Source organism: Fontibacillus forbon, from assembly GCF_046559655.1.
Taxonomy (GTDB): domain Bacteria; phylum Bacillota; class Bacilli; order Paenibacillales; family Paenibacillaceae; genus Fontibacillus.
The window spans coordinates 140773-164484 of the sequence record NZ_JBKGFV010000004.1; the positions used below are offsets into that span (position 1 = coordinate 140773).

Here is a 23712-nt window from a genome sequence, read left to right on the forward strand (position 1 = left end):
GAAACTCCCCGCCTTTCCTTACAATATCCATGTATGATTATAAATTCTAGAAGTAATCATACCAGATTTGGAGCTTCTGTGAAAATCAGCCCTTTGATTCAGGGGAAAAGGCTTCGTGTAAAAAAGAGTAGATTGCATAGTTCTTCAGAGAGGAGGATTTGGCATTGGCTATTCAAAAGACCCCTTACTATGTATCCGTGACGCACCGTCTCATTCAGGAAATACCGAACGACTCCACCGAATTCGAAGTACTTCTCGACGACGAGGACCTCGCCATACTCCAAGACAAAATCGCCGGCTTGTCAAAAGAGGACGAATATACCTTCAAGCGCGCCCCCGTCCCGTACAAGTCCACCGACCATGACGAGGCTACCGAACACTTCAACCGGCAGCTGACCGAACTATACGTGCTCCTTTACCGTACCGGAAGCGAACGTACCCGCAAGTCAATAATAGAAATGGGCGTACTGAGCAACTTAACAAACACGGACTATAACCACCCCGGATACGGCGGCGGCACGCCCTTGAACAAATGATGCCCCTAGCTCCCGTTCCCTCAAATAAGAAGCTGTTCCTGGATCAAACCGGTCTTAGGGGCGGCTTCTTGCGGTTTAAAGACCTTTTGCAGGGGTGTTGCTTAGTACCAGTGGAGTTACTTCGCTCCGTTGGAGTTACTTGATACCGCTGGAGTTTCTTGATACCGCTGGAGTTACTTGATAACGCTGGAGTTACATGATACCGCTGGAGTTACTTGTACCGTTGGAGTTACTTGTACCGTTGGAGTTACTTGATACCGTTGGAGTTACTTGTACCGTTGGAGTTACTTGTACCGTTGGAGTTACTTGTACCGCTGGAGTTACTTGTATCGTTGGAGTTACTTGATACCGCTGGAGTTTCTTGATACCGCTGGAGTTTCTTGATACCGCTGGAGTTACTTGATACCGATGGAGTTTCTTGATACCGTTGGAGTTACTTGATACCGCTGGGGTTACTTGATACCGCTGGAGTTACTTGATACCGCTGGAGTTACTTGATACCGCTGGAGTTACTTGATACCGCTGGAGTTACTTGATACCGCTGGAGTTACTTGATACCGCTGGAGTTACTTGATACCGCTGGAGTTACTTGATACCGCTGGAGTTACTTGATACCGCTGGAGTTACTTGATACCGCTGGAGTTACTTGATACCGCTGGAGTTACTTGATACCGCTGGAGTTACTGTACTTGTTCAGCTACTTCTTACTAGGTTCATCCCCTTTACCAGGGCAGTTAAGCGTAAGAACGCCTATAACGGGCACTTTAACTGGAAAACCTACAGTTAATTTCAGGCAATTGGCCCTTTTTCTCGAATTAACTGGAAAAACTACAGCTAATTTCATCATATTTGCCCCAATCATAGATATACGGGAGAATTTACTGTATGTTTTCCATTTATATTCTCCCGGGGAGCAAATAGTAAAAAAATAGATGCATAAAATACAGTTAATTTACGCGCTCGGTAAAATTAGTAAAAGAAGGGCTATCCCCGCCATTCACAGCATGGCGGGGATAGCCCTTTGTTTAACCCAAGGCCGCATGCTCAACGCTGCGGCTTCTTGCGCCCTGCGGCGGCGAGCTCGGCCGCGCGCTCCATGACCCGGGCGGCGACCAGGGACAATCCCCTTGCCGCCCCGGAGACGCCGGGGAGCATCGCTGCCCACGGGGCCGAATCGGGGCCCGGCTCGCGGCCTTGTTCCACGCTGGATGGGCGGACGCGCTGCAGTTGCTGCAGGTCCGCCTTCACGTCGTGGAACTGCGGCCCGGGCAGGTGCAGCCGCCCCTGCCCGGCCATCTCCGCGAGCCACTCCGCGATGTTCGGCCCATCGCCCGCGGCTCCGCGCGCCGGTGCCTCCGGCCCTCCCGCCACCTGGCGGAGGGCCTCCTCCGGGTCGGGCAGCGGCTGCAGCGCTGCCCACCGGTCCAGCACGGCGGCCGCCAGCGCTTCCGGCGTCCAGCCGAGCAGCGCCAGCCGCAGGCCGGCGTCGGTCGCCCAGGCGGCGTCGCCGTAGGCCATGGCGAGCTCGGCATGGCCGCAGCCGTATGCGCCGCAGGAGCATACCGGCCGTGCCGCAGATTCAGCGGCGGCAGCGGATCCGGCCGTTATAGCCCCGGCCGTTGCCGTCAGCCCTGAACCAGCGGCGGCAGCAGCGGCGCCGTGCAACCGACCGCCGCCTTCCTCGCCTTCGTCGCCCGCTCCCTCGCAGGAGCGGCCTAGCTGCTGAAGCCGCCGCCAAGGCGGCTGCTCCGGCAGGAGAGCGTCGAGAGCCTCCGCTCCCTCTTCGAGCAGCCCGGCCAACACGAGCGGCTGGCTTTCCAGCCGCTGCAGCAAGGCCCGGCTCTCCTCACCTCCGGGAGTTTCGCCAGGCAGCAGGACACTAAAGACCGTTGCCCCTGCGACAACGGTTCCACGGTCGGTACCGTCTTTTACCACCTCGGCCTGAGCGGCCCCGCCCGTGTTTTTGCGCGATCGCCCCCGTCCGCTACCTCTCCCGCCTTGGGCTGCCGTCGCTGCTTCAGCCGGAATGTCGACCCTCAACCCTTCCGGCACCCGTTCCATATGAATATTCCGCGGAATATCAAGCCTCCGGCTCATTTCGAGTCCTCCTCCATAATACTTTCGGACTGCAGCGAAATCAGGCTGCGCAAATCATCATCGGACATTTCCGTCAACCATTGCTCGCCCGAACCGACTACTTGCTCGGAGAGCGATTTTTTGCGTTCGATTAACTCATCGATCCGCTCTTCCAGCGTTCCCTGGCAGATCAGCTTGTGGACTTCCACATTTTTTTGCTGTCCTATCCGGAATACCCGGTCTGTGGCCTGGTTCTCCACCGCCGGATTCCACCACCGGTCGTAATGAATGACGTGGTTCGCTCGCGTCAGATTCAGCCCTACGCCGCCCGCTTTGAGAGAAAGGACGAACACCGGCGCTCCCGAGCCTTCCTGAAAGGCTCTGACCATATCGTCACGATCCTGTTTTACAACGCCGCCATGCAGAAAAAACGGAGTTGTGCCGTAACGCCGGGCAAGCTGCTCGCGAAGGATCTCCCCCATTTGCACATACTGCGTAAAAATAAGCGCAGCTTCCCCATTATCAATAATGAGATCCAACAAATCTGTTAACCGCTCCATTTTTCCCGAACGTTCCATCCCGGCCTCTGCACTGGCTGCAGCCCTTCCGCCTGCTAGCTGCGGGTGGTCGCAAATCTGTTTAAGCCGCGTAAGCGAAGATAATACCAGGCCCTTGCGGGCGATTCCGCCGCTTTGTCCGATTCTCGACATCAGGTCCGCCGTTATCGTCTCATACATTCTGGCCTGCTGGGCAGTCAGGGTACAATACGACTTGATCTCGATTTTTTCCGGCAAATCCTTGCGGATATCCGGGTCGCTCTTTAACCGTCGGAGAAGAAACGGGGCAACCAGCTTCCTCAGCCTGCCGAGTTCAACGTTCTGAACCTCTCCGGATCCGGTATACCTGGAGCGGAATGAAGCGCTGGTACCCAGATAACCGGGGTTTAAAAACTGAAAAATCGACCACAGTTCGCTTAGCCGGTTCTCCACCGGCGTGCCGGTCATCGCGATCCGCTGGGGTGCGCTCAGCTTCATCACGCTCTGAGCCTGCTTCGTGCCGAAGTTCTTGATATATTGCGCCTCATCAAGCACGATGGTTTTCCATTCCAGATCACGGAGCTCTTTACCGTCCCGTCCGGCCAGTTGATACGTCGTCAGAACCACGTCGCTCTTCCGGTACTCCTGAACAAGCCTTTCTCCATGCAGGCGGTCGCTCCCATGATGGACGTACAGTTGCATCTCCGGAGCAAACCGGTCCAACTCACGCTGCCAGTTGCCGAGAAGAGAGGTCGGACAAACGATCAGGCTCGTACCCGGAGATACTTCAAGTCCGTCCAGAAGCTCCGTAATGACCTGCACCGTTTTGCCGAGCCCCATATCGTCCGCAAGCAACGCTCCAAAGCCAAGCTGCCGCATGGACGAAAGCCATTGAAACCCTCTTTCCTGGTACGGGCGAAGCGTTCCGTTCAGCGACTCGGGAACGCGCCGCGATAATGTGCCTCGCAGACTTTCACCGGCCAGCAAAACGGCCAGCATCCCTTCCGTTTCCACGCGTTCCACCAGCAATCCGTCAAACCGGTTATCCTGATCGGCTCCCGAAGCCAGATACATCAGCTCGCGAAATGTCATAGTGCCGTTTTCTTGCCGCTTCATAAACTTCAATACCTGGCGAAGCTCTTTGACGTCAATCTCAATCCACTCTCCGCGGAATAAGACCAGCGGCGATTTAGAGGATGCCAAAGTAGCCAACTCCTCAAGACTTACTTCATCCCCGTTCAGGACCGCAGCAGCATCAAAGGCCACCAGTTGCTGAACGCCAAGCCCCACTTCCGCCCCTTTATCCCCGTACGGCTCCTCCCAGCCCGACGCTTTGATTTTGACGCCGGCCGAACGCCGGCCCCCGCGCGTCCAACGGGAAGGCATCTGCACGGTCACTCCGTGCTTCCGCAGCAAAACCACGGAACGGCTAAGGAATTCGTACATTTCTTCCGGGCAAAGATTCACCGCTTCAGGCCGTGCCGACTTCATCATCGCAGCAATCTCGGCCGATAATTCCGACGCTTTCCTCAGGCGAAGCAACAGATTTTGACGTACGTTCTTATACTTGCGCCCGCGAATATCCATATCCGCAGCGGGATAACTCCAGATCAATCCCGCCGGGAGCAAAACGGAAGGGTCTTCCGCACCTTCGCCCCATAAGGACAACCGCCACATGAGATTGCTCCCCCGTTCCATGCCGTCGGTTTCCTTCAACGGTTCGATTCGCAGACACAGCCGCAGCGAACCGGTTTCGCTCCCCTCCGCATCTTCGTTAGGCATGCGCGGCCGTTCTCCTCCCGCAGAAGCAATATCCTCGGCCAACTGTTCGATCTCGGCTGTGCTGCCTTGTATTTCCGGCGGCGTTCCTGCATTAAGCAGGCTATTCCACCAAAGTTCCGATAGCGGAGAGTAGCCCCTGCGGTAATCGGCACGCACCGGGTTCAGCTTCCGTCCCAACTCGCCTACCGCCTTGCGGACCTCAAAATCTATCATCGCCGTCAAAAAAGAGTGCAGTAAAGAAAGGCTGCGATCGCCGAGAGAGCCGTTGTCCAAACCCGCCAAAGGCTGAACTGCAGCCAAGGCTAATGGAGGCATGGACGCAGCCAGTTGACGAAACCGTTCTTCGTCATTTGGTTCATCCAGAAGCGGCCCCCATACCGCGCCGATGGATGCCTGCGTACCGCGCCGCCGTCCGTGGGCTCCCAATCCCTGTTTCATCCCCGGCACAATTTTCCCCCGCAGCAGCAGGTCCAGAGCAAACCGGGCCGCCGTACTCCAATATCCCAGCTCAGGGCCTGGCTGTACGCCACGGGTTATATAATAACTTTCGTCCCAATCCAACAATAACGCCCAGGTTTCCTTAACCGGCAAAGCAAGACCTTCGAGCGTTCTTCCAAGCAGCCCCTTGCGTTCACCGTTTCCCGCCGCTCTGCGTACCGGCGAAACCGGATACCTGACTTCGGCAAGCCGCAGGGCGGCATGCTGAAACGGGCGTACTCCAGCCGATGGTTCCAGCGGCCGAACTGCCGCCGTCCACGCGTCCACTTTGGTTTCAGATATTTCACCGGAGAAACAAAACAGCACGTCTCCGAGCCAAATTCCATAAAGGCGTTGATTCATGGTGATCTCCCGTCATTTCCTGATTCTTGGCCATGGGCCTAAAAAAACGCATTAATTCTATCTTATACGAAACCGTTCCTATATAAAACCGCAACTCATTTCTTATCGGCTCTTTTCCGCAGGCGCGGAAATTATTTCTTCAATAATGGGTATATTCATATAGTAAACGCGAACAACCGTCTTATAACTGTTCAGAGGAGGTAACTTCCATGTTCAAAACCAGAGCTTTGCAAGGGTTGAACTGTCTGTTCTTTCTGGCCGTTATAGCCATGAATATTGTTGCGGAAAGACTCCCTTTAGGCGGGGCAAACACGGGCGAACTGTCAAAGCGTTATTATACCCTGCTGACCCCCGCCGGTTACGCCTTTATGATCTGGAATGTCATTTATGTTCTGATCGGATGCTGCGTAGTCTATCTCTTCCGTCGCAGGGACAACGGAGAACGTTGGATGAAGTCTTTTACGCTCTGGTTTGTCCTGTCCTGCCTGTTTAATATGAGTTGGCTGGTACTTTGGCATTATCAATATCTTATCCTTTCATTTATTGCAATGGTACTGCTGCTAATCACGGTAGCCGCTTCCTACCGCCTTACGCGCAAAATCGAGCATCCGACCCTAGGAGAAACCTGGTTTCTCCGATTACCTTTCAGTTTATATTTGGGCTGGATCTGCACGGCTACCCTGGTCAACCTGCAAGTCGTTTTAGAGCACTCCGGTCTTTCGAACGATCTTCCGAAATCCCCAGTGGCTATTACGTTGCTCATCATCGGCACTCTTGCCGTTATTCTCATCGCCAGTATGACACGCGACGGTGCCCTTCCGCTTCCTTTGGCATGGGGATACACCGCAATTGCATTCAAGCACAACGAAGAACAGGGAGTATTTTTCACCGCGGGTTTAGCTGCGGCCATCCTGCTGGCGTTTGCCCTCGGCCTGCTCTTTATTAGTGCAAGAGACCGGGATTAACTATCGCATATAAAAAAATGGAGTACAAACCGTGACGTTTGTACTCCATTATTTTTTCATATTTGGGATAGGTTCCGGTTCAATCCCCGCACTACTTCAGAGCAATTACTTCAATCTCCACCAGGCCGTCCTTGGGCAAACGGGCCACCTGAACCGCGCTGCGAGCCGGATAAGGTTCGGCAAAAAAGCTGCCGTAAATTTCATTCACTTTGGCAAAATCGTTCATATCCTGCAGAAATACCGTGGTTTTTACGACTTTATCCAAGCCGGTTCCGGCCGCTTCCAATATGGCGCTCACATTGCGCAGCGCTTGAGCCGTCTGCTCCTGTATTCCCTCGGCCAATTCTCCGGTTTCGGGAATGAGACCAAGCTGTCCGGAAGTAAACACATGCTCTCCGACTTGTACGGCCTGGGAATAAGGTCCGATTGCGCCCGGTGCAGCCTTAGTAGATATAACTTGTTTTGTCATTGCTATCCCTCATTTTTTTAAAGTTTCTTTATATTGTAGCTAGGAACGCCTATCTAAAGCAACCGCATCGCTCTTTCCGGGACCCGCGCCTGCAGTTTCATTCCCTCTAGGGTCCGTCGTCAACGGCAAATACAGGGAGAAAGTACTCCCTAGTCCCTCCTTGCTCTGCAGCCGGATGAAGCCGCCAAGCAAGCGGGCAAGGTCCTTGCTAATCGGCAGTCCAAGTCCGGTCCCTCCGTATTTTCGGCTGATGGAACCATCGGCCTGACGGAAAGCTTCAAAAATCGTACCGTGCTTATCCTCCGATATCCCGATTCCGGTGTCCGTCACGGTAAAAATAATCCATTCCCCCCGCTGCATTTCATCCATCCCCGCTTTCCGGATTTCCAGCTTGACTTGTCCGCGGTGAGTAAATTTGAATGCATTGGACAATAAATTCCGTAAGATTTGTCCGATCCGTTGGGCATCGGAAAGAATGGTACACGGCAGCCCGGCCTCGATCCTGATTTCAAAGTCAATTTCTTTCTGGCTTGCCGAATGCTCAAAATGCATTTCCATCATCTGGGCCATTTCTGCAATGACCACTTCTTCCTGGACGACCTCCAGCTTACCGGCTTCGACCTTGGAGAGATCCAAAACATCATTGATTAATCCCAGCAGATCTTGTCCCGACTTATAAATGATCATCCCGTAGTTCGGTGTATCTTCTTCGGCATCGGATCGGTTCCCGGCCTCGTTTTCCGAAATAATCTGGGCCAGATTGATGATGCTGTTCAATGGCGTCCTTAATTCATGAGACATATTGGCCAAAAATTCCGACTTATACTGTGATGCTTGGGCAAGCTCCCTGGCCCGCTCTTCCAGCACGATTTTTGCCGTCCGAAGTTCCTCCGTCTGTTTACGCAGCAATTCATTCGCATATTTTAGCTCCAGCGTCTGTCTCCGTTCAAGCTGGAAGTCCCACAGAATCAGCGCAAACGCCATGCTAAGCACTAAGGTCAACGGAAAAGTGATCGGCATAATCTCCAGCATGTATTGTTTTACCGGGATCACGCCGAACACCGAGATGTTAATCGTGTTAATTATGTTCACAATAACAATCGTTATAAGTCCCTTTACCATAAGCCGGAATTTGCTTCGTCTCATCCAGATATTCAGGCCGGCGCAAACGACTCCCAATATCGATAAATTGATTAGTCCGGCAATAGCGGCATCGTTTACGCCAAAGGTCAGTCTGGCCAGGCCGATGCCAAACCCGATGATCAGGAGCGTGAACGGCTGGGTATATACGGCCGATGCGATAATCAGCGGCACGACTCGCAGGTCAAAAATAACGTTGTCGCTTAACTGAAATCCGAACTTCATGCAGATCCATCCGCCGAAAATGAACAGAATTACCGATAAAACGTAGTTGATTCGAAAAGAGATTCTTGTAAAAGCGTACTTATATATTACATTGGCCAAATAGGCAACGGTGATCAACATTCCCAAATTGAGCAAAAACATCATGCCAAAGCCCATATGCTCACTCCCGTAGGTCTAGTCATTCTTCCTGTGTCTATCCTCATTCTAACACAAGCGGAGTTCCGGAAAATGAGCCGATTTACATTTTTTTGGGGAGGATTTCTTTTTTCATCGCAAAAAAAGACGCAAATCAGATACGATTTGCGTCTTTTTTCCAAAATAACGACCAAGGAAGATACGCAACGCCCGTATCTCTCTGCCTCCAGCGTTTCCAACGGTTCACGAATCCGCCCTGTTCGGGGCTAAGCTCGGTTTCCGCAAGGAACTCAAGTTCGAGCTCCGGGTCCCTGAGCGTGTAGTAGCGGAGATTGTAGGTGGCAACCGTATCGCCTTGGACCGTCACCACGCGATCTCCCCGCATTTCGATGATCCTTCCGGTAACTATGCGGGAAACATACATGTCGCTTCCGCCTCCATTATGTTAAGGCAAGATGATCTGGCTATTCGCGGCTACGGGCCCAATCGTTATACTCGCGCTCTGCGGCATCCTTGGTGTGTCCGTAACGTTCCTGCAGCTTGCCCACCAATTTGTCCTTTTCACCATCGATGACGTCCAAATCATCGTCCGTTAACTTGCCCCATTGCTTCTTCGCTTCACCTTTAATCTGGTTCCATTTTCCTTTAAATACATTGTGGTCCATCTCGGGTCAACTCCTCTTTGCAAAATTATTCAAAGGCTGCATGAGCAGCAAAAACATTTCCGTGTATGTTGTAAATACCCTTCAGCGCCTGATTTGAACCGTATGCATTCCGGCTGGGAAACTCTCCCCTTAGATCATTTGCCGATGCGAGCCAAAGCTTCGAATAAAAAAACAAGCTCCGTAAAATTACGTAGCTTGTTTTTTTTCTCTGTTTTTTCGGTAAGAATCCACAAACAACTGGGCAAAATGGGGGTCCCACTGGGTTCCTCGGCCTTCCTCCAAAATCTTTATCGCCTGTTGCTCATCCAGCCCCTTCCGGTAAGGGCGGTCCGAAGTCATCGCATCAAAGGCATCGGCCACCGCGATAATTCGCCCGAACAGCGGAATATCTTCGCCTTGCAATCCGTCCGGATATCCGTTTCCGTCATAACGTTCATGATGAGACCGCACGCCCGGCAAAAACGGGGCCATGGCATCCGCCGGCTCAATCTGTTTCAAAATGGCCTCGCCAAGCACCGGATGTTGCTTAATTTGCTCCCATTCCTCCTCGGTCAGACGACCCTCTTTTAGCAAAACCGCATCCCGGATACCGATCTTGCCGATATCATGCAGCAGCGCCGACTTCCTCAGATCATGGATTTCATCTTCCGGGAGATTGGCCAACAGGCCTATGCCCACCGCATATTCCGCCACTCTCAATGAATGGCCCGCCGTATAAGGATCACGGGCATCCAACGCCGCCGCTAACGTTGCAAAGTAACTCTCCAACAGTTGATTGTTACGTTCCGCCTGTACTTTAATGCCGCGCAGCATGTGATTGAATCCCGAAATCAGCCGCGAAAATTCATCGGAGAATAAATCGCTGGCGCCTGTTCGCAGATAACCGATTTTTACTTCGGCCATCTTTTCGTAAAGATACTGGATCGGGAGTACGGTCTCCCGGGTAAGCAGCCATGAGCCGATAAAGGAAAAACCGAGACCCACCAGAAGGATATAGACGGCCCATTGCCAATAGGAAGTACCGGAGACGCTCCAATCGCCCATTCTAAATTGAACGGCCAAACTGTAGAGCAAGAGCGGGAAAGCCCCAATCAGGAAAAAGCTCCATCTCAGTTTGCGGCGGATCGAGATCAGAACCCTTCCTCCCAAGGTTAGTTCTTTACCGAACAAACGCAGTGACCAGCCGCTCAATTCGAGCAATACCGGACGGATGGTGCAGGAGGTCAAATAAAATTCGATCAGGGCATGCATCCCAGCGACCAGCACCACTCCCATGGAGGCAAGCAATACATAATAGTAGGGAATGGACAATTTTCCGATGTAAATGAGCCATGTCGTGAGAAGCGCCGCAGGCAACAACAAACCCAATAAATGCGGGCCCAGAATGCGTTTTACGGCCAATGCGGGCAATCTATGAGTTCTTATGTATACATTTTGCAAGGCAGAGAAATTGTCGACCTCGGATAAAAAGCAATTTCTGATCGGTCGGATCTGTAATGAAAAAACGATCCATCCCAGCGTAAACATGATGCAAAGCGACAGAACGAGCACGCCGATAAGCCATGCGTATTGTTCCATGGGTATATCCAGCGGAGCGAAGAGCATCAGGCTCCCCACCGCGATAACCGCAAGCAGCGTCCCCGCTGCATAATTCAGCTTCAAGCGAGAAATAAATGTCTTGTACACCGTCAAGGGAATAGTCATTCCTTCCATCTCGCGTTTTGTAGAACAAACCGCACCTTACTTCATTATCGGCAGGATCAGGAAAAATTTACAGTCCGCGATTTGTTGGCAAGCTCCAATAATTTGTATAATAATTCATAAAGACAAAATTTGAATAGGAGGAAAGCTATGGACTTAACGATACTCACCGATTCGATCATTATCCTGCTGGCCAGCTTACTCCTGATCGGCGTAGTCGCCACCAAATTTTCCAGCCGTTTCGGATTGCCCGCGCTGGTTTTTTTTATCGCAGTCGGCATGCTGCTCAGCCGGTTTATTTATTTTGACAATGCGTTTCTCGCCCAATTGGTAGGAACCTTCGCTTTGATCGTTATTCTGTTTGAAGGCGGGATGCAGACCAAATTCAGCACGATCAAGCCGGTTATCCCTAGCGCGTTATCGTTAGCAACCGTCGGCGTCGTGTTAACGACGGCGGTCATCGGCATTAGTGCCGTTTACATTTTGGGAGTTTCATTGGAGGAAGGTCTTCTGTTCGGCGCGATTGTCGGCTCCACCGACGCCGCTGCGGTTTTTTCCGTTCTCGGAGGCAAAAATATCAAGGAACGCATTACTTCGACGCTGGAGGCCGAGTCGGGTAGCAATGACCCCATGGCTGTTTTTCTGACCGTTTCATTAATTGAATGGATTGGACATGCCGATCACGATCTGCTGCCGCTCATTCTCTCATTTTTTCTGGAAATGGGCCTTGGCCTGCTGCTCGGACTGGCCTTCGGGTGGATCGCCGTCAAGGTGATCAATAGTATTAATTTCGATTCCTCCGGCCTGTACCCGGTTATTGCCGTTGCCTTTGCGATTCTGACTTACGGCGTCACCGCGGTTATCCACGGCAGCGGATTGCTGGCGGTTTATGTGATGGCATTGGTACTCGGAAATTCGGATTTGACCTACCGGCAGTCGATCCTGCAATTTAACAAGGGCTTCGGCTGGATTATGCAGATCACGATGTTTACCCTGCTAGGTCTACTCGTGTTTCCGGCCGAATTGCCGGGAATTATGCTACCGGGGGTTGCCTTGTCCATGGTTCTGATGCTGGTGGCACGCCCCATCGGGGTTTATGTGAGCCTGCTATTCGCTAAATTTTCATTTAAAGAAAAAACGTTAATTTCCTGGGCCGGGCTGCGCGGCGCCGTCCCGATCGTACTCGCAACCTATCCACTAATGAGCGGGCTCCCCAACGGTCCCCTGTTCTTTAACGTCGTTTTCTTCGTCATCCTCACCTCGGCCATCATCCAGGGGGCTACCATATCACCGCTGGCCGAAAAGCTCGGATTGGCGGGAGAAAGCGGGTCCCAGCCACATTCTCTGCTGGAGCTTGTGGCGCTGGGCAAGACCAAATCGGAAATCAACCATCTTCATATCCATGCGGGAATGAAAATCATCGGCAAGGAATTGCAGGGGCTGGATCTGCCCGAAGAGGTTCTGGTCACTGCGGTTATCCGCGGCGAGCAGATCGTCACTCCGCGCGGCAACACTATAATTGAAGAAGGTGACACCCTGTACATTCTCGGCCCCAAAGCTCAGCGGGAGAAAATCAAGACTATTTTCAGCTTCCATGAATCTCCTGATGCCCCGTTAGTTCCCGAGGTAGAGCTAATTCCCGGCACACCGGAAAGCCCCAAATTTCCCTCTAAAAAATAAATTAAAAATTTTAAAAAAAATTATTATAAATTAAGGTACCGCTTCCAACCCTGATATTTCGCGCAGTGCTTTGCCTGCCGGGCTTATCGGGGTTGTTTTATGTCACATACTAAGTGATATTTTTCACATTAACCCATATGCATATATGCTAAAATTCCATCGAACAAAGGTTTTCGGACTCCTCTCAAGTCTTAAAAAACCCGTAATGGCGCCATCTTTCCGCTCTTTCCGTTATTAAAATGTCTTCACATTTTAATATATATATTTTATTACTTATCTGGAGGTCATTTATCATGAAAAAGGCATCTATTCTACTGTGCAGTGCATTGCTGATAGGTTTGCTTGCTGGCTGCGGTTCCGACAAGGATGGAAATAACGCTGCACCGGCTAACACCCCTGCTGAGAACAGTGCGAACAACAGCGCTAACAGCAGCACGAATACACCGGCAGAAGAAGGCAAGTATCAAGACGGCGTTTATTATGCTCAAGGCGAACCGGACGCAAAAACAGGATGGCAATATTATGTTACTCTGGCGGTTTCCGGAGGCAAAATCACGGAAGCTAAATGGAACGGAATCAATGCTACCGTTGGCGTAGACAAAGTGACTTATTCCAAAGATGGAAAATACGGCATGAAAGCCGGCGGCGCTTCTTCCGAATGGCATGAGCAAGCCGAAAAAACGGAGCAATACCTGATTGAGAAACAAGATCCGAAAGACATTACGCTGAATGAAGAAGGCAAGACCGATGCAATCACCGGGGTTTCCGTACACGTGAACGAATTCTTCGACTTGGCCGACAAAGCGTTGACAGCTGGCCCTGTTGAAGCTGGAACATATAAAGACGGAACTTATCATGCCGAAGGCGACAAATTCGATGAGCATTCCGGCTGGAAAGAAACTGCCGACGTAGTTATCGCAGCTGGCAAAATCATTAAAGTCAACTTCAGCGGCGTGAACGAAGCCGGCGAAGACAAGAAACAAAACTCCATTGACGGCAAGTACGGTATGAAAGCCAATGGCGGATCGCAAGCCGAATGGCATGAAGAAGCTGCTACCGCCGAAGCTTATCTGGTTGAAAAACAAGACCCAGCTTCTCTCACTTTCAATGAAGAAGGTAAAACAGACGCTATTTCGGGCGTAACGATCAGCTTGCAATCCTACTTCGATCTGGTAACTAAAGCCCTCGAACAAGCGAAATAATTGTCATCATTGCTTCATGATTACACCCTAATACAAGAAGGTGAGTCTCTTGAAAAAGATAGTCGTCCTAGGCGGCGGTTATGGCGGTGTCGTTACTTCCAAGCACCTTGCCAAACTGTTCAAAAAAGATAAAGACGTAGAAATCACGCTGATTGACCGCAATCCTTACCATACTCTTTTGACTGAGCTTCACGAAGTCGCAGCCAACCGCGCACCGGAAGATTCGGTAAAGATCGAATTAAAGAAGATTTTCGCCGGTCAAAAAGTAGATGTCGTGCTGGACTCGATCGATCAAATCGATTTCGCTTCCAAACAGCTTCGTTCCGAGAAAAACACTTATAAGTACGATTACCTGGTCATCGGTACCGGTTGTAAGCCAACCTTCTTTGGCATTCCGGGCGCCGAGGAGCATTCCCTGACCCTTTGGTCCTATGAAGATGCCGTTCGCCTGAAAGAACAGATCCGCAACAAGTTCGGGCTGGCAGCGAAAGAAACCAATCCGGCCAAACGCCGGAAGATGTTGTCCTTCGTCGTCGTAGGGGCCGGTTTTACCGGTGTCGAACTGGTCGGCGAAATGGCGGAGTTCCGCGATGAACTCTGTAAGGAATTCTTCATTGATCCTAGTGAAGTTCGTCTCGTCGTGGCGGATATGGCGCCGAAAATTTTGCCGATCTTACCTGATAAGCTGATTGAAAAAGCAGCAAAACGTCTTCACAAAATGAATGTCGAAATCATCACCAGCGCCAAAATTACCGGCGTAACCCCTACCGGTGTCGTACTCGGTGACAAAGAACTCGAAGCGGATACCGTAGTATGGACCGCAGGCGTTGAAGGTTCCGAACTGGTAGGCAAGCTGGATGTGAAACAAGAAGGCCGTAAACGGATCGTTACGAACGACAAGCTGCAAAGCGTCGATCACGAAAATGTTTACATCGTAGGCGACAACATTTTCTTCATTCCGGAAGGCGAAACTCGTCCTGTACCGCAAATGGTAGAAAACGCCGAACAAGCCGGCCCGTTGATTGCTCATAACATTCATGCCGATGTTCATAACAAACCTAAGAAATCCTACAAACCGGGCTTCCACGGTACGATGGTATGTATCGGCAGCCGGTACGGCGTCGCCAACGTGGGTTTACCGAACAAGATGTTCATGCTCACCGGTTTTATGGCGATGTTCTCCAAGCACTTGATTAATATGTACTACCTGTTTACGGTAGCAGGCTTCGCCAAAGTCTGGACTTACATGATGCACGAATTCTTCCATGTAAACAACCGGAGAAGCTTTGTCGGCGGACATTTCGCCAAACGCTCTCCTAACTTCTGGCTCCTTCCGCTCCGTGTCTTCGTCGGATACAAATGGCTGGAAGAAGGTCTGGATAAGCTGCCGAAGATCTTCAAGGATCCATCGAATATCTTCCTGATTCCGGCTAATCCGAATGCGGGTGACGCTGTCTCCGCAGCCAGTGAAGCAGCTACGAACGTTACGCAAGCCGTAGATGCGCAAACCGCAGCTTCGGCTGTCGAGAGTGCTTCCACAGCGGTTACCGCTTTACCGGTGCCAGGATTCGTTAAGAGCATCGTCAACTGGTTCATGGATATCTTCTTCTATTCCTCGGATGGCGGTTTCACAGCATTGGCCTCCGTGTTCCAGTTCTTCATGGTATTCATGGAAATCGCCCTCGGCATCATGATTATCGTCGGACTGTTCACAGCCGTAGCTTCCGCAGCCACCGTGGCGCTAGGCATCATGATCTGGTCGTCCAGCATGGCCTCCACGGAAATGATCTGGTACATGACCGCAGGCGTCGCATTGATCGGCGGTTCGGGCAGCGCGTTCGGTCTCGACTATTATGTTCTGCCTTGGCTCAAGAAACAATGGAAGAGAATCCCGCTTGTGCGAAGATGGTACTTATACACCGAATAGCGTTATAAACGAAACATTAAGTATTGTAACTGATTGCAAACAGAGTAATGTGCGTAGCCGCACATTACTCTAATTTTTACTATATTACCTAAGATTTTAACTATCGCGGCATTTCAGCCGAGGAGTGTGCCCCTATGAACTATGAGCTCATCCAAGACGCCTGTCACTTGTTGCAAAGCGAGCTATCGCCCGAAACCGGCATTCGGGTAACGATTTCCGATCAGGATGCACGGCCTTTTATCTATCTATTGGAGCAATATGACATGCCAGCAATCCGCCGGCAGCGCCTTTTGTCCATTTACATCGCAATCAAGCTCGCCCTTAAGCGCCACGGTGACTGTGAGTCATCCGACAGCGGAGAAGTCCTTACCCGCAAGGTGCTGGACGGCGACTATTTATACAGCTTTTATCTACAACTTTGTCTGGGGTGGCAGGAGATCGATCTTCTCATCCATTTGGCTCCCGTCATCAAGCAGATTCAAATCAAACGGGCCGGCGGTAAATCGGAAGACGAACGTCTGCTCAAAGGCTGGGAATTGTTTTTACAGCTTGAAAACAACCTCTCCCGGCAGAGCCGGGCTATCTAAGACGGTATTCGTTCACACCGGCGTGGGACCTTATAAATTTTCCAAATGCTCATTACCTTGCCATTTGTAATATTTTCATTTTCATAAATGATAGCTGCACTTATTACCCCCGCCCTGAAGCGGAAACCGCCTCTGCCTGCCGCAAGCCATCAACATGAACAAGGAGGGTTTTTCCATGAAGATCAAGCTGGACGATGCATTAGGCATCTCGCTCCGGTCCGTCGACCGGGAAATCGAAAACATGGTTAAGTATGACAAGGATGTTCCCCGTTCTTCCGAGCTCGCCAAAAGCATACTCGATCTGGTTCGTTCCGGAGGCAAGAGAGTCCGGCCCCTTATGGTTATCGTCGGCAGCCGCTTCGGCCCGTCCCCCGATGAACGCAAAACATGGCGACTCGCTGCCGCAGCGGAATTCATCCATGCCGCCTCCCTGATTCATGATGACATTATCGACGACTCCCCGGTCCGCCGCGGGCAGAAAGCGCTCCATATCAAGCTTGGCGTTCATGGTGCCTTGCATGTCGGCAATTACATGTCCGCCAGGGTTATCGAACTGATCTCCTCTTATTCCGCAGACAGAGAGCGGTATGTATACGATCTTTCTTCCCTCGCAACTACGCAACTCTGTTTGGGGGAATACCAGCAGCTGTCCCATCTGTACGATTATGAGGTTACCCTGGAGAAATACCTGGAGAAATCCAAAAATAAAACAGCCCAGTTGATGGCCACCTGCTTGAAAATCGGCGCCCAATCCGCCGGAGCGGATGAGAATGTGGCGGATTTGCTCTACGCCTTTGGAGAAAAGCTAGGCATAGCGTTCCAAATCCGCGACGACATTCTTGATTTCACCCAGTCCGCGGAGAAGCTCGGCAAACCCGCCGGCAGCGACCTGCGTAAGGGCCAGGTTACCCTCCCTGTCCTTTATGCTTTACGGAACGAAAGACTGGCCCCTTCCATCCGGGCCGTTACGGCCGATACGCCTCCTGCGGTTACGGATGAAGTTATCGCGGCCATCCAGCAATCCGGCGCGCTCGAAGAAAGCGAAAGCCTGAGCGGCCAGTATCTGGACGAAGCCCAGGACATCATCTCCCAGTTGAGCCGCTATCCCGCGCACCGCGATCTGCAAGCGCTGCTTAACTATTTCGGCGGCCGCGACAACTAAGAGGCCTGCGTAGCCTACCGATCGCAGATCCTGGTCCCGACCCCGCCATGATGGGCTACCGAATGAACCGAATCGTCCCCCCGTTCCTTGAACGGGCGGGGCGATTTTTGTTTTAGTTCGTCTTCCACGCTTCGTACCTCAAACCGCGAACTTGCCTACCAGTAACCTGTGATTCTTCAGCATTCCATCAACAAACCGCTCTTGAGCTAACTCGCTAACAGGTAGCCAATTCTTCTAACGGACATGGTGGCCCTTATTGGCATGAATAGAATGCGAATCGAAGCAAATCCGGCCAATTAAGGTTCCTGGTGTCCGTTAAATTCAATAATCATGGAAATGGACGGAGTTAACGTCCCTCATGTCCGTTAGCTGCCGGTAATTCTAAAAAAGCACGGCCGTCATCAGAGAACAGGTTTCGTCTCCGGACTGCCGCGCTTTCGATCGTTTACTTTTTAGCTAAGAAAGAAATCGCCAAGGGTGAAAAACAAGATCACCATGCTGATTACCTGATTTAAATTATAGGAAGCCACATTCATTACTTTTCGATTCGACGGCTTGATAATTTTGTGCTCCGTCATCAACAGCAAAATGGAAATGGCAATTCCGGCGATGTACAGCCAGCCCAGGTGACGTATCGGAATCAGCACGATCAGCAGCAGTACCATAATCAAATGGAGACCTGCGGCGATCCGGAGACCGTTTTTCAAGCCGAAAATGCTGGGAATGGACCACAGTCCATGATTCTTGTCGAATTCAATGTCCTGGGACCCGTAAATGATATCGAAACCTGCAATCCACAGCATGACAATCGTGCCGAGAATGAACGGCGTGAAGGCAAATTGGCCGGTAACCGCGAACCAGGCTCCAATCGGCGCCGATGCTATCGTGAATCCCAGATACAAATGGCTCATATAAGTGAATCGCTTCGTATAGGAGTAAGATGAGATCAAGAAAATAGCCACCGGCGATAAAATAAAGCAAAGCGGATTCAGCATCGCTGCGGCAAAGATGAAAATTGCATAGTTGACGACTACGAACAGCAGCACTTCTTTCTCGCCGAGCAGCATCCGCGGAAGATGACGATGCGCCGTGCGCGGGTTTTGTGCATCAAAAGTGCGGTCCACCACGCGGTTAAACGCATTTGCCCCGTTACGTGCGCCGATAAGCGCGATCAGCCCCCACAGCATCACCCGCCAGGACGGGAACCCCTCTGCGGCCCAGATCATCGAGATCAACGCAAAGGGCAGCGAAAATAGCGTATGAGAGAACATTACCAGTTCGCTGTACAGTCTGATCTTGGCACCGACCTTACGCGCGTACTCCATAGTCGTTCCCCCCTATGGCTTCATGCACGGCATTCAACGCCTGATCGAGCGCGGCAAGCATTTCGGCAATATCATCCTCCGTAATGACAAGCGGAGGTTGAAAGGCCAATACGTTGCGGCCCACGCCGTTTTTACCGATGATGAACCCGCGGTCCTTCATCTCCTCGAGCACGTCGTCGACCAGTCGGGCCCCGCGTTCGCTATCGTCCGCGCACAGCTCCGCACCGATCATCAGGCCGGCGCCGCGTACATCGGAGACAAGTTGCGGAAAGCGGGCGGCGAGGCCTTGAAGCCCGGCGAGCAGCAGGCCGCCGAGGTGCTCGGCGCGTTCGGGCAGGCGGTGCGCTTCGATGTAATCGAGCACCGCAAGCGCGGTGACGGACGAGACCGGATTGCCGCCGAACGTGGAGGCCGAAGGCCGCGTGAAGCTGGCGGCAATGTCGTCCGTCGTGGCGAACGCGGCTACGGGCACGCCGCTTCCAAGCGCCTTCGCCATAGTCAGGATGTCGGGCGTGACGCCCCAGCGTTCCATGGCGAACATGCGGCCGGTGCGGCCGAAGCCGGTCTGAATCTCATCGGCGATGAGCAGTACGCCGTACTGCTCCAGCAGCGCCTTCACTTCAGGGAAATACCAGTCCGGCGGCACGATCATGCCTCCATTGCCCTGGATCGGCTCCACGATCATGGCGGCGATCTCGCCGCCCTTCTCCGCAAGCGCAGCCTTCAGGGCCTCGATGGAGCGGCGTGCCGCTTCATCCCCGCTCATTCCGCGTTCGTAGGGCCGCGGAATGAACGTCACGTCCCCATCCGCGCCAAGTTCCGCGAGCTGCGGATCGGAGCGCCACATCCGCAGGCCCGTGACGCTCATCGTCAAGTACGTACGGCCGTGCAAGCCCTGCTCCAGCGCGAGGAAGCCCTTCCGCCCGGTATGAAGCCGGGCGAGCAGCAACGCGCCCTCGTTGGCTTCCGAGCCGCTGTTTACAAAGAATGTCCGGCTTAGCCCGCCGGGCATGACCCCCGCCAGCCGTTCCGCCAGATCGACATTCGGCTGGGTCAAATAAATCGTGCAAGTATGTTGCAGCGTTTTTAGCTGCTCAGCGGTCCGCTCCACGATTTCAGGATTGCAGTGTCCGCTAGCGACCACGGAAACCCCGGCGAAAAAGTCCGTATAACAAGTACCGTCATGCCCGTACAAATACTGCATCTCGCCTTTGACCAACTGCGGCGGATTCCGGTAGAAATGACTGGTACACGGGTAGAAGTACTGCCTGCGTTTGGCCAACACGCCCTCCGGTCCGATATAGTTTTCCATTTTTACCGCCCCTCTCTTCGCTTTGTACAATTGTTCTCTTCAACTTATTAAAAATAACTGGATTTCCTACAGCTAATTCTCCTCGATAGGACCTGAACTATAAATTAACTGGAAAAACTCCAGCTAATTATCCCTAATCTGACGAATTGGGCTGTAATTACATAAATTAACTGTATGTTTTCCAGTTAATTATTCGAAACGATGGATTTTCGCAAAAATAACTGGAGGTTTTCCAGTTATTTTTGCGTCAGGCAGCAAGGCTATCCGCCTTCGACGCCCAACGGTCAACGGCCAACAGTCAACAGCCAACGCCCAACTTGTCGACGGCGGAGTTGCCGCCATCTTGCTTCCACAGCGCCTTCAGCCTTCGTAGCTGAAGCTGGAGCCCCTTCGACTGCCCGGCGGCCTGCGGCGGCCTGACGGCCTAGCCTTCCGCGCCGACAGCCGACGGCTAGGCCCGCCTACACGCCCGTGCTCACGGGCGCTTGCAGGCTTGCGTCCTTGCCGGCGGGCTCGCCGGCAGCGGCGTTCGCCTCTGCGCTTCCGGCGCTGGCACCGGCTCCGCCGACACCCCCGGCCGCGCCGCCGTCAAACTGCAGCGCCCCCAGCGTGTAACCGGCATAGACCGGCGCCAGGCCCGCAAACAGCTCAACCGCCGTCTCCGGCTCGGCCAGCGCGGTTTTATAGGTGGCGACGATGTGACGAAGTTGTTCCGGCTTATAGGTCGCCCCTTCGATCCGGAAGACGGACAATCCGGCTTCCTTCAGCTCTTTCACAAGCGGCAGAAGGCAAAGCTCTTTGGCCAAAGTTAAATGGTTGCGTCCGTAGGCGTCCCGGTAAACCGGATTTTCGCCTTTGTCCGTCATCAGCACAAGCACGCTGTTATCGACGAAATGATTATCCTCTTCGCCAATAGGCTGAAAGACATCCGCATTCTCATACAAGTCGTGCTCCATATACATAAGTGCCGGTGACCCGTGGACAATCGCTTCCAGCGGACTTGGCGAGTTCTCAAGCAATGCCGTAAAGTCCAGCAGCGGCAACTCCAGCGATGCCGTCAAGCGCTCCACGCCAAGGTCCTTATAGAATCCGGCGGACAGCCGGTTATAAACGTTCAGATTGAAGTCGCCCACCAGCGGATAGCCTTTGCCGGCGAATTTGCGCACGGCACCCAGATTGGTCACCATGACGCCATCGATCGGCAGACGTTCCCCGGACAACAGCGCATCATAGATATCGAATTGCAGCTCCGTCATCATCCGCGGCACGCACACATAAAGCTTAGCCATGCCTTTGACCGCCGCGAGTTCCAAAATTTCGGCCTTGGTAAAAGGACGATCCGGCTCAAAGACGTCGCCCGACAAATAGATATGGTCGGCCCCCGCCTCCAGCGCGGCCTTGGCTTGCTTCACGTTATTCACATGTACCGAAATTTGAGGTACGGCCAGTGCATTCTTATTCCCGGCACCGGATAATTTCTCCCGGATTTCGTCAAGCCGTTTCACGCCCAGCTCCCGCTCTTCCGTCGGAGTACTGAACACCTTGCCCGTGCTGTAAAATTTCCCCGTTCCTTCGTACCGCTTGTTGATGTTCGAAAGACCCGGACGTCCAAAGGCATACGCCGTCGAGAAATCGCGCTTGCGGTTCTGATAAAGCAATTCGGTGTCCTTGCTGCGCTCAAACCCGGCAGGATCGTTGATGTAGCGGTCGATCGCATCGCCGTAGGCATTCACCAGCATGACGACGAATTCTTTGTCCCGCATGCGCCCTTCGATTTTAAAGGACGTGATTCCTCCGTGAATCAGTTCCGGGATATGCTCGTACATGAACATGTCTTTTACGGCCAGCGGATATTCGGAAGGATAAACGTTGCCGTCTTTCTTGACTCGGTAATCCCAGCGGCACGGCTTCAGGCATTTCCCCCGGTTGCTGCTCATCCCGAACACCAGGGAGCTGAAGTAGCAGTTCGCCCCGTGAACCGAGCACATATCGCCATGGACGAAATACTCCAGTTCCATGCCGGTAGCGGCCTGCAGATAACGGGTCGTATGCAGGTCCATTTCCCGGGAAGTCACGACGCGGGTTACGCCCATCTCCTGGAGCGCCTTGACCATCTCCACGTTATGTACATTCATCATGACCGAGGAATGCACCGGAATCTTCAAATTCAGTTGTTTGATCAAAGCGAGCACGGCAAAATCCTGCACGATGATCGCATCGGGGGCCGCCCCTTCAAGAAACCGGAGATATTCGGCCGCCTCCTCGATTTCTCCTTCATTCAGCAGGTTGTTGACCGTTACATAAGCTCTTTTCCCCAGGGAATGGGCAATTTTTACCGCCTCAATAATCTCTTCTAAGGTAAAATTGTACCCCTTGCGCATAAGCCGCATATTCAGACTTGGTCCGCCGAAATAAACGGCATCGCAGTTCGCCTTGATTACCTCTTTAAAAATCTCAAACGTTCCCACCGGTGCAAGCAGCTCGACTTCTTTTCCGTTAAAATAGCGTGCCACAGTGTTCTCCTCCTCCATTTTTCCGCTTTAATAGCCGGTCTATATAAATTTGCTTAAAATGAACCGGATTGCGATAAAGTTGCATTGGCAGTAAACATTTCTGTTTAAAAAAAACCGCCTCGCATCTTTATTGCCAGTTCAATTTAATCATCAGCACAACCGCAACAAGTACGACATAGGACAATACAAACCAGGTATCCCGAAGCCGCCAGCCCAGCAAGTGATACTCCGAACGCGGGGCGCCTATGATATAACCGCGGGACTCCATGGACAGAACGAGTTCCTCCGCTCGGCGGAAGGCACTGACCGTGACCGGGACCAGCAGCGAAACGAGCATCTTGCCCTTTTCCTTCCAGGGCATCTCCTTGAGATCCGCGCCGCGCGCGGCCTGGGCTTTTAATATTTTGTGGGTTTCATCCAAAATCGTCGGGATAAACCGCAGCGCGATGCTCATCATGAGCGTCAGGCGCTGGGCCGAAATTCCGATCTTCCGGAGCGGCGCCAGCACCCCGGCGAGCCCTTGGTTGAGCAATCCCGGAGTCGTTGTAAAAGTCAGGATCGCGGTAAAAGAAACCAGCAGCGCCATCCGCGAAGCGGCGATTAATCCGCTGCTTAAACCTCCGGTATAGAGGCCCCAGGAGCCCACTTGCCAGAGCACGTTCCCCTGTTTCACCGTCAGGCATTGGACCACGAAAATAAACACCATCAACACCCAAAGCGGCTTAGCCGCCTTGGCATAATACTTGAGAGGAATTTTGGTCGCTGCCATATACGCCAGCGAGAAAGCGGCCGCAATGCCCAGTGCCGGCCAGGAGCTGACGATAACGATGGCAACCAGATAGAGGACCATGCCGGTCAGCTTGGCGCGCGGATCCACGCCGTGGACCCATGAACCGGTATCGATGCTCCGTCCGAACAGCAGTTTGTTCCGCAT

General features: G+C 52.5%; 18 protein-coding genes. 7 read left to right on the forward strand and 11 right to left on the reverse strand.

Annotated features, from left to right (window positions below; genetic code table 11):
- The first annotated feature begins 164 nt into the window (after positions 1 to 164).
- Positions 165 to 536, forward strand: coding sequence for a hypothetical protein (locus ACLB09_RS16325; RefSeq protein ID WP_410770919.1), 372 nt, complete (start codon positions 165 to 167; stop codon positions 534 to 536).
- A 1044-nt stretch (positions 537 to 1580) separates the two neighbouring features.
- Here the strand turns inward: ACLB09_RS16325 and ACLB09_RS16330 are convergent.
- Both ACLB09_RS16330 and ACLB09_RS16335 read right to left on the reverse strand, forming a co-directional pair.
- Positions 1581 to 2369 carry a hypothetical protein gene (locus ACLB09_RS16330; RefSeq protein ID WP_410770920.1) on the reverse strand — a complete coding sequence of 263 codons (789 nt, stop codon included), beginning with the start codon at positions 2367 to 2369 and terminating at the stop codon, positions 1581 to 1583.
- Positions 2370 to 2629: 260 nt separating this feature from the next.
- The gene (locus tag ACLB09_RS16335) at positions 2630 to 5770 is read right to left on the reverse strand and encodes a DEAD/DEAH box helicase (RefSeq protein WP_410770921.1); all 3141 of its coding nucleotides are present in this window, start codon (positions 5768 to 5770) and stop codon (positions 2630 to 2632) included.
- Between the two features lie 209 nt (positions 5771 to 5979).
- Here ACLB09_RS16335 and ACLB09_RS16340 point away from each other — a divergent pair, with 209 nt between their 5' ends.
- A complete protein-coding gene (locus tag ACLB09_RS16340) occupies positions 5980 to 6735 on the forward strand; it encodes a TspO/MBR family protein (RefSeq protein WP_410770922.1) in 756 nt (251 codons plus the stop codon).
- Positions 6736 to 6826: 91 nt separating this feature from the next.
- Here the strand turns inward: ACLB09_RS16340 and ACLB09_RS16345 are convergent, their stop codons facing one another.
- From ACLB09_RS16345 to ACLB09_RS16365, 5 genes are all read right to left on the reverse strand, one after another.
- Entirely contained in the window at positions 6827 to 7204 is a 378-nt protein-coding gene (locus ACLB09_RS16345; RefSeq protein ID WP_410770923.1) for a RidA family protein, read from the reverse strand.
- Between the two features lie 39 nt (positions 7205 to 7243).
- Positions 7244 to 8725 carry an ATP-binding protein gene (locus ACLB09_RS16350; protein WP_410770924.1) on the reverse strand — a complete coding sequence of 494 codons (1482 nt, stop codon included), beginning with the start codon at positions 8723 to 8725 and terminating at the stop codon, positions 7244 to 7246.
- A 133-nt stretch (positions 8726 to 8858) separates the two neighbouring features.
- Positions 8859 to 9128: a hypothetical protein gene (locus tag ACLB09_RS16355; RefSeq protein ID WP_410770925.1), complete on the reverse strand. Its 270-nt coding sequence runs from the start codon at positions 9126 to 9128 to the stop codon at positions 8859 to 8861.
- A 40-nt stretch (positions 9129 to 9168) separates the two neighbouring features.
- Complete coding sequence (locus tag ACLB09_RS16360) at positions 9169 to 9369, reverse strand: CsbD family protein (RefSeq protein WP_410770926.1); 201 nt, start codon at positions 9367 to 9369, stop codon at positions 9169 to 9171.
- A 186-nt stretch (positions 9370 to 9555) separates the two neighbouring features.
- Complete coding sequence (locus ACLB09_RS16365; RefSeq protein ID WP_410770927.1) at positions 9556 to 11073, reverse strand: HD-GYP domain-containing protein; 1518 nt, start codon at positions 11071 to 11073, stop codon at positions 9556 to 9558.
- 147 nt (positions 11074 to 11220) lie between these two features.
- On the opposite strand from ACLB09_RS16365, the gene ACLB09_RS16370 reads away from it, so the two are divergent.
- The 5 genes from ACLB09_RS16370 to ACLB09_RS16390 all read left to right on the forward strand — a co-directional run bounded on the left by ACLB09_RS16370 (position 11221) and on the right by ACLB09_RS16390 (position 17628).
- Complete coding sequence (locus tag ACLB09_RS16370; protein WP_410770928.1) at positions 11221 to 12750, forward strand: potassium/proton antiporter; 1530 nt, start codon at positions 11221 to 11223, stop codon at positions 12748 to 12750.
- Positions 12751 to 13043: 293 nt separating this feature from the next.
- A complete protein-coding gene (locus ACLB09_RS16375) occupies positions 13044 to 13952 on the forward strand; it encodes an FMN-binding protein (protein ID WP_410770929.1) in 909 nt (302 codons plus the stop codon).
- Between the two features lie 49 nt (positions 13953 to 14001).
- Positions 14002 to 15879, forward strand: coding sequence for an NAD(P)/FAD-dependent oxidoreductase (locus tag ACLB09_RS16380; protein ID WP_410770930.1), 1878 nt, complete (start codon positions 14002 to 14004; stop codon positions 15877 to 15879).
- A 134-nt stretch (positions 15880 to 16013) separates the two neighbouring features.
- Complete coding sequence (locus ACLB09_RS16385) at positions 16014 to 16466, forward strand: hypothetical protein (protein WP_410770931.1); 453 nt, start codon at positions 16014 to 16016, stop codon at positions 16464 to 16466.
- A 175-nt stretch (positions 16467 to 16641) separates the two neighbouring features.
- Entirely contained in the window at positions 16642 to 17628 is a 987-nt protein-coding gene (locus ACLB09_RS16390; protein WP_410770932.1) for a polyprenyl synthetase family protein, read from the forward strand.
- A gap of 452 nt (positions 17629 to 18080) precedes the next feature.
- On the opposite strand, the gene ACLB09_RS16395 is transcribed toward ACLB09_RS16390, so the two are convergent.
- The 4 genes from ACLB09_RS16395 to ACLB09_RS16410 form a co-directional block, all read right to left on the reverse strand.
- On the reverse strand, positions 18081 to 18953 hold the full coding sequence (locus tag ACLB09_RS16395; protein ID WP_410770933.1) for a UbiA-like polyprenyltransferase: 873 nt from the start codon (positions 18951 to 18953) through the stop codon (positions 18081 to 18083).
- Complete coding sequence (locus tag ACLB09_RS16400; protein ID WP_410770934.1) at positions 18937 to 20265, reverse strand: aspartate aminotransferase family protein; 1329 nt, start codon at positions 20263 to 20265, stop codon at positions 18937 to 18939. The genes ACLB09_RS16395 and ACLB09_RS16400 overlap by 17 nt, the downstream gene beginning before the upstream one ends.
- Positions 20266 to 20726: 461 nt before the next feature.
- Positions 20727 to 22778 carry a peptidase U32 family protein gene (locus tag ACLB09_RS16405; protein WP_410770935.1) on the reverse strand — a complete coding sequence of 684 codons (2052 nt, stop codon included), beginning with the start codon at positions 22776 to 22778 and terminating at the stop codon, positions 20727 to 20729.
- A 127-nt stretch (positions 22779 to 22905) separates the two neighbouring features.
- A complete protein-coding gene (locus tag ACLB09_RS16410; RefSeq protein WP_410770936.1) occupies positions 22906 to 23712 on the reverse strand; it encodes an energy-coupling factor transporter transmembrane component T family protein in 807 nt (268 codons plus the stop codon).

Excerpts from the sequence above, each read along its gene's own strand:
- ACLB09_RS16335 (WP_410770921.1), bottom strand. The coding sequence starts at position 5,770 with ATGAATCAACGCCTTTATGGAATTTGGCTCGGAGACGTGCTGTTTTGT.
- ACLB09_RS16340 (WP_410770922.1), top strand. The coding sequence starts at position 5,980 with ATGTTCAAAACCAGAGCTTTGCAAGGGTTGAACTGTCTGTTCTTTCTG.
- ACLB09_RS16345 (WP_410770923.1), bottom strand. The coding sequence starts at position 7,204 with ATGACAAAACAAGTTATATCTACTAAGGCTGCACCGGGCGCAATCGGA.
- ACLB09_RS16350 (WP_410770924.1), bottom strand. The coding sequence starts at position 8,725 with ATGGGCTTTGGCATGATGTTTTTGCTCAATTTGGGAATGTTGATCACC.
- ACLB09_RS16355 (WP_410770925.1), bottom strand. The coding sequence starts at position 9,128 with ATGTATGTTTCCCGCATAGTTACCGGAAGGATCATCGAAATGCGGGGA.
- ACLB09_RS16360 (WP_410770926.1), bottom strand. The coding sequence starts at position 9,369 with ATGGACCACAATGTATTTAAAGGAAAATGGAACCAGATTAAAGGTGAA.
- ACLB09_RS16365 (WP_410770927.1), bottom strand. The coding sequence starts at position 11,073 with ATGACTATTCCCTTGACGGTGTACAAGACATTTATTTCTCGCTTGAAG.
- ACLB09_RS16370 (WP_410770928.1), top strand. The coding sequence starts at position 11,221 with ATGGACTTAACGATACTCACCGATTCGATCATTATCCTGCTGGCCAGC.
- ACLB09_RS16375 (WP_410770929.1), top strand. The coding sequence starts at position 13,044 with ATGAAAAAGGCATCTATTCTACTGTGCAGTGCATTGCTGATAGGTTTG.
- ACLB09_RS16385 (WP_410770931.1), top strand. The coding sequence starts at position 16,014 with ATGAACTATGAGCTCATCCAAGACGCCTGTCACTTGTTGCAAAGCGAG.
- ACLB09_RS16390 (WP_410770932.1), top strand. The coding sequence starts at position 16,642 with ATGAAGATCAAGCTGGACGATGCATTAGGCATCTCGCTCCGGTCCGTC.
- ACLB09_RS16395 (WP_410770933.1), bottom strand. The coding sequence starts at position 18,953 with ATGGAGTACGCGCGTAAGGTCGGTGCCAAGATCAGACTGTACAGCGAA.
- ACLB09_RS16400 (WP_410770934.1), bottom strand. The coding sequence starts at position 20,265 with ATGGAAAACTATATCGGACCGGAGGGCGTGTTGGCCAAACGCAGGCAG.
- ACLB09_RS16410 (WP_410770936.1), bottom strand. The coding sequence starts at position 23,712 with ATGCGGAACAAACTGCTGTTCGGACGGAGCATCGATACCGGTTCATGG.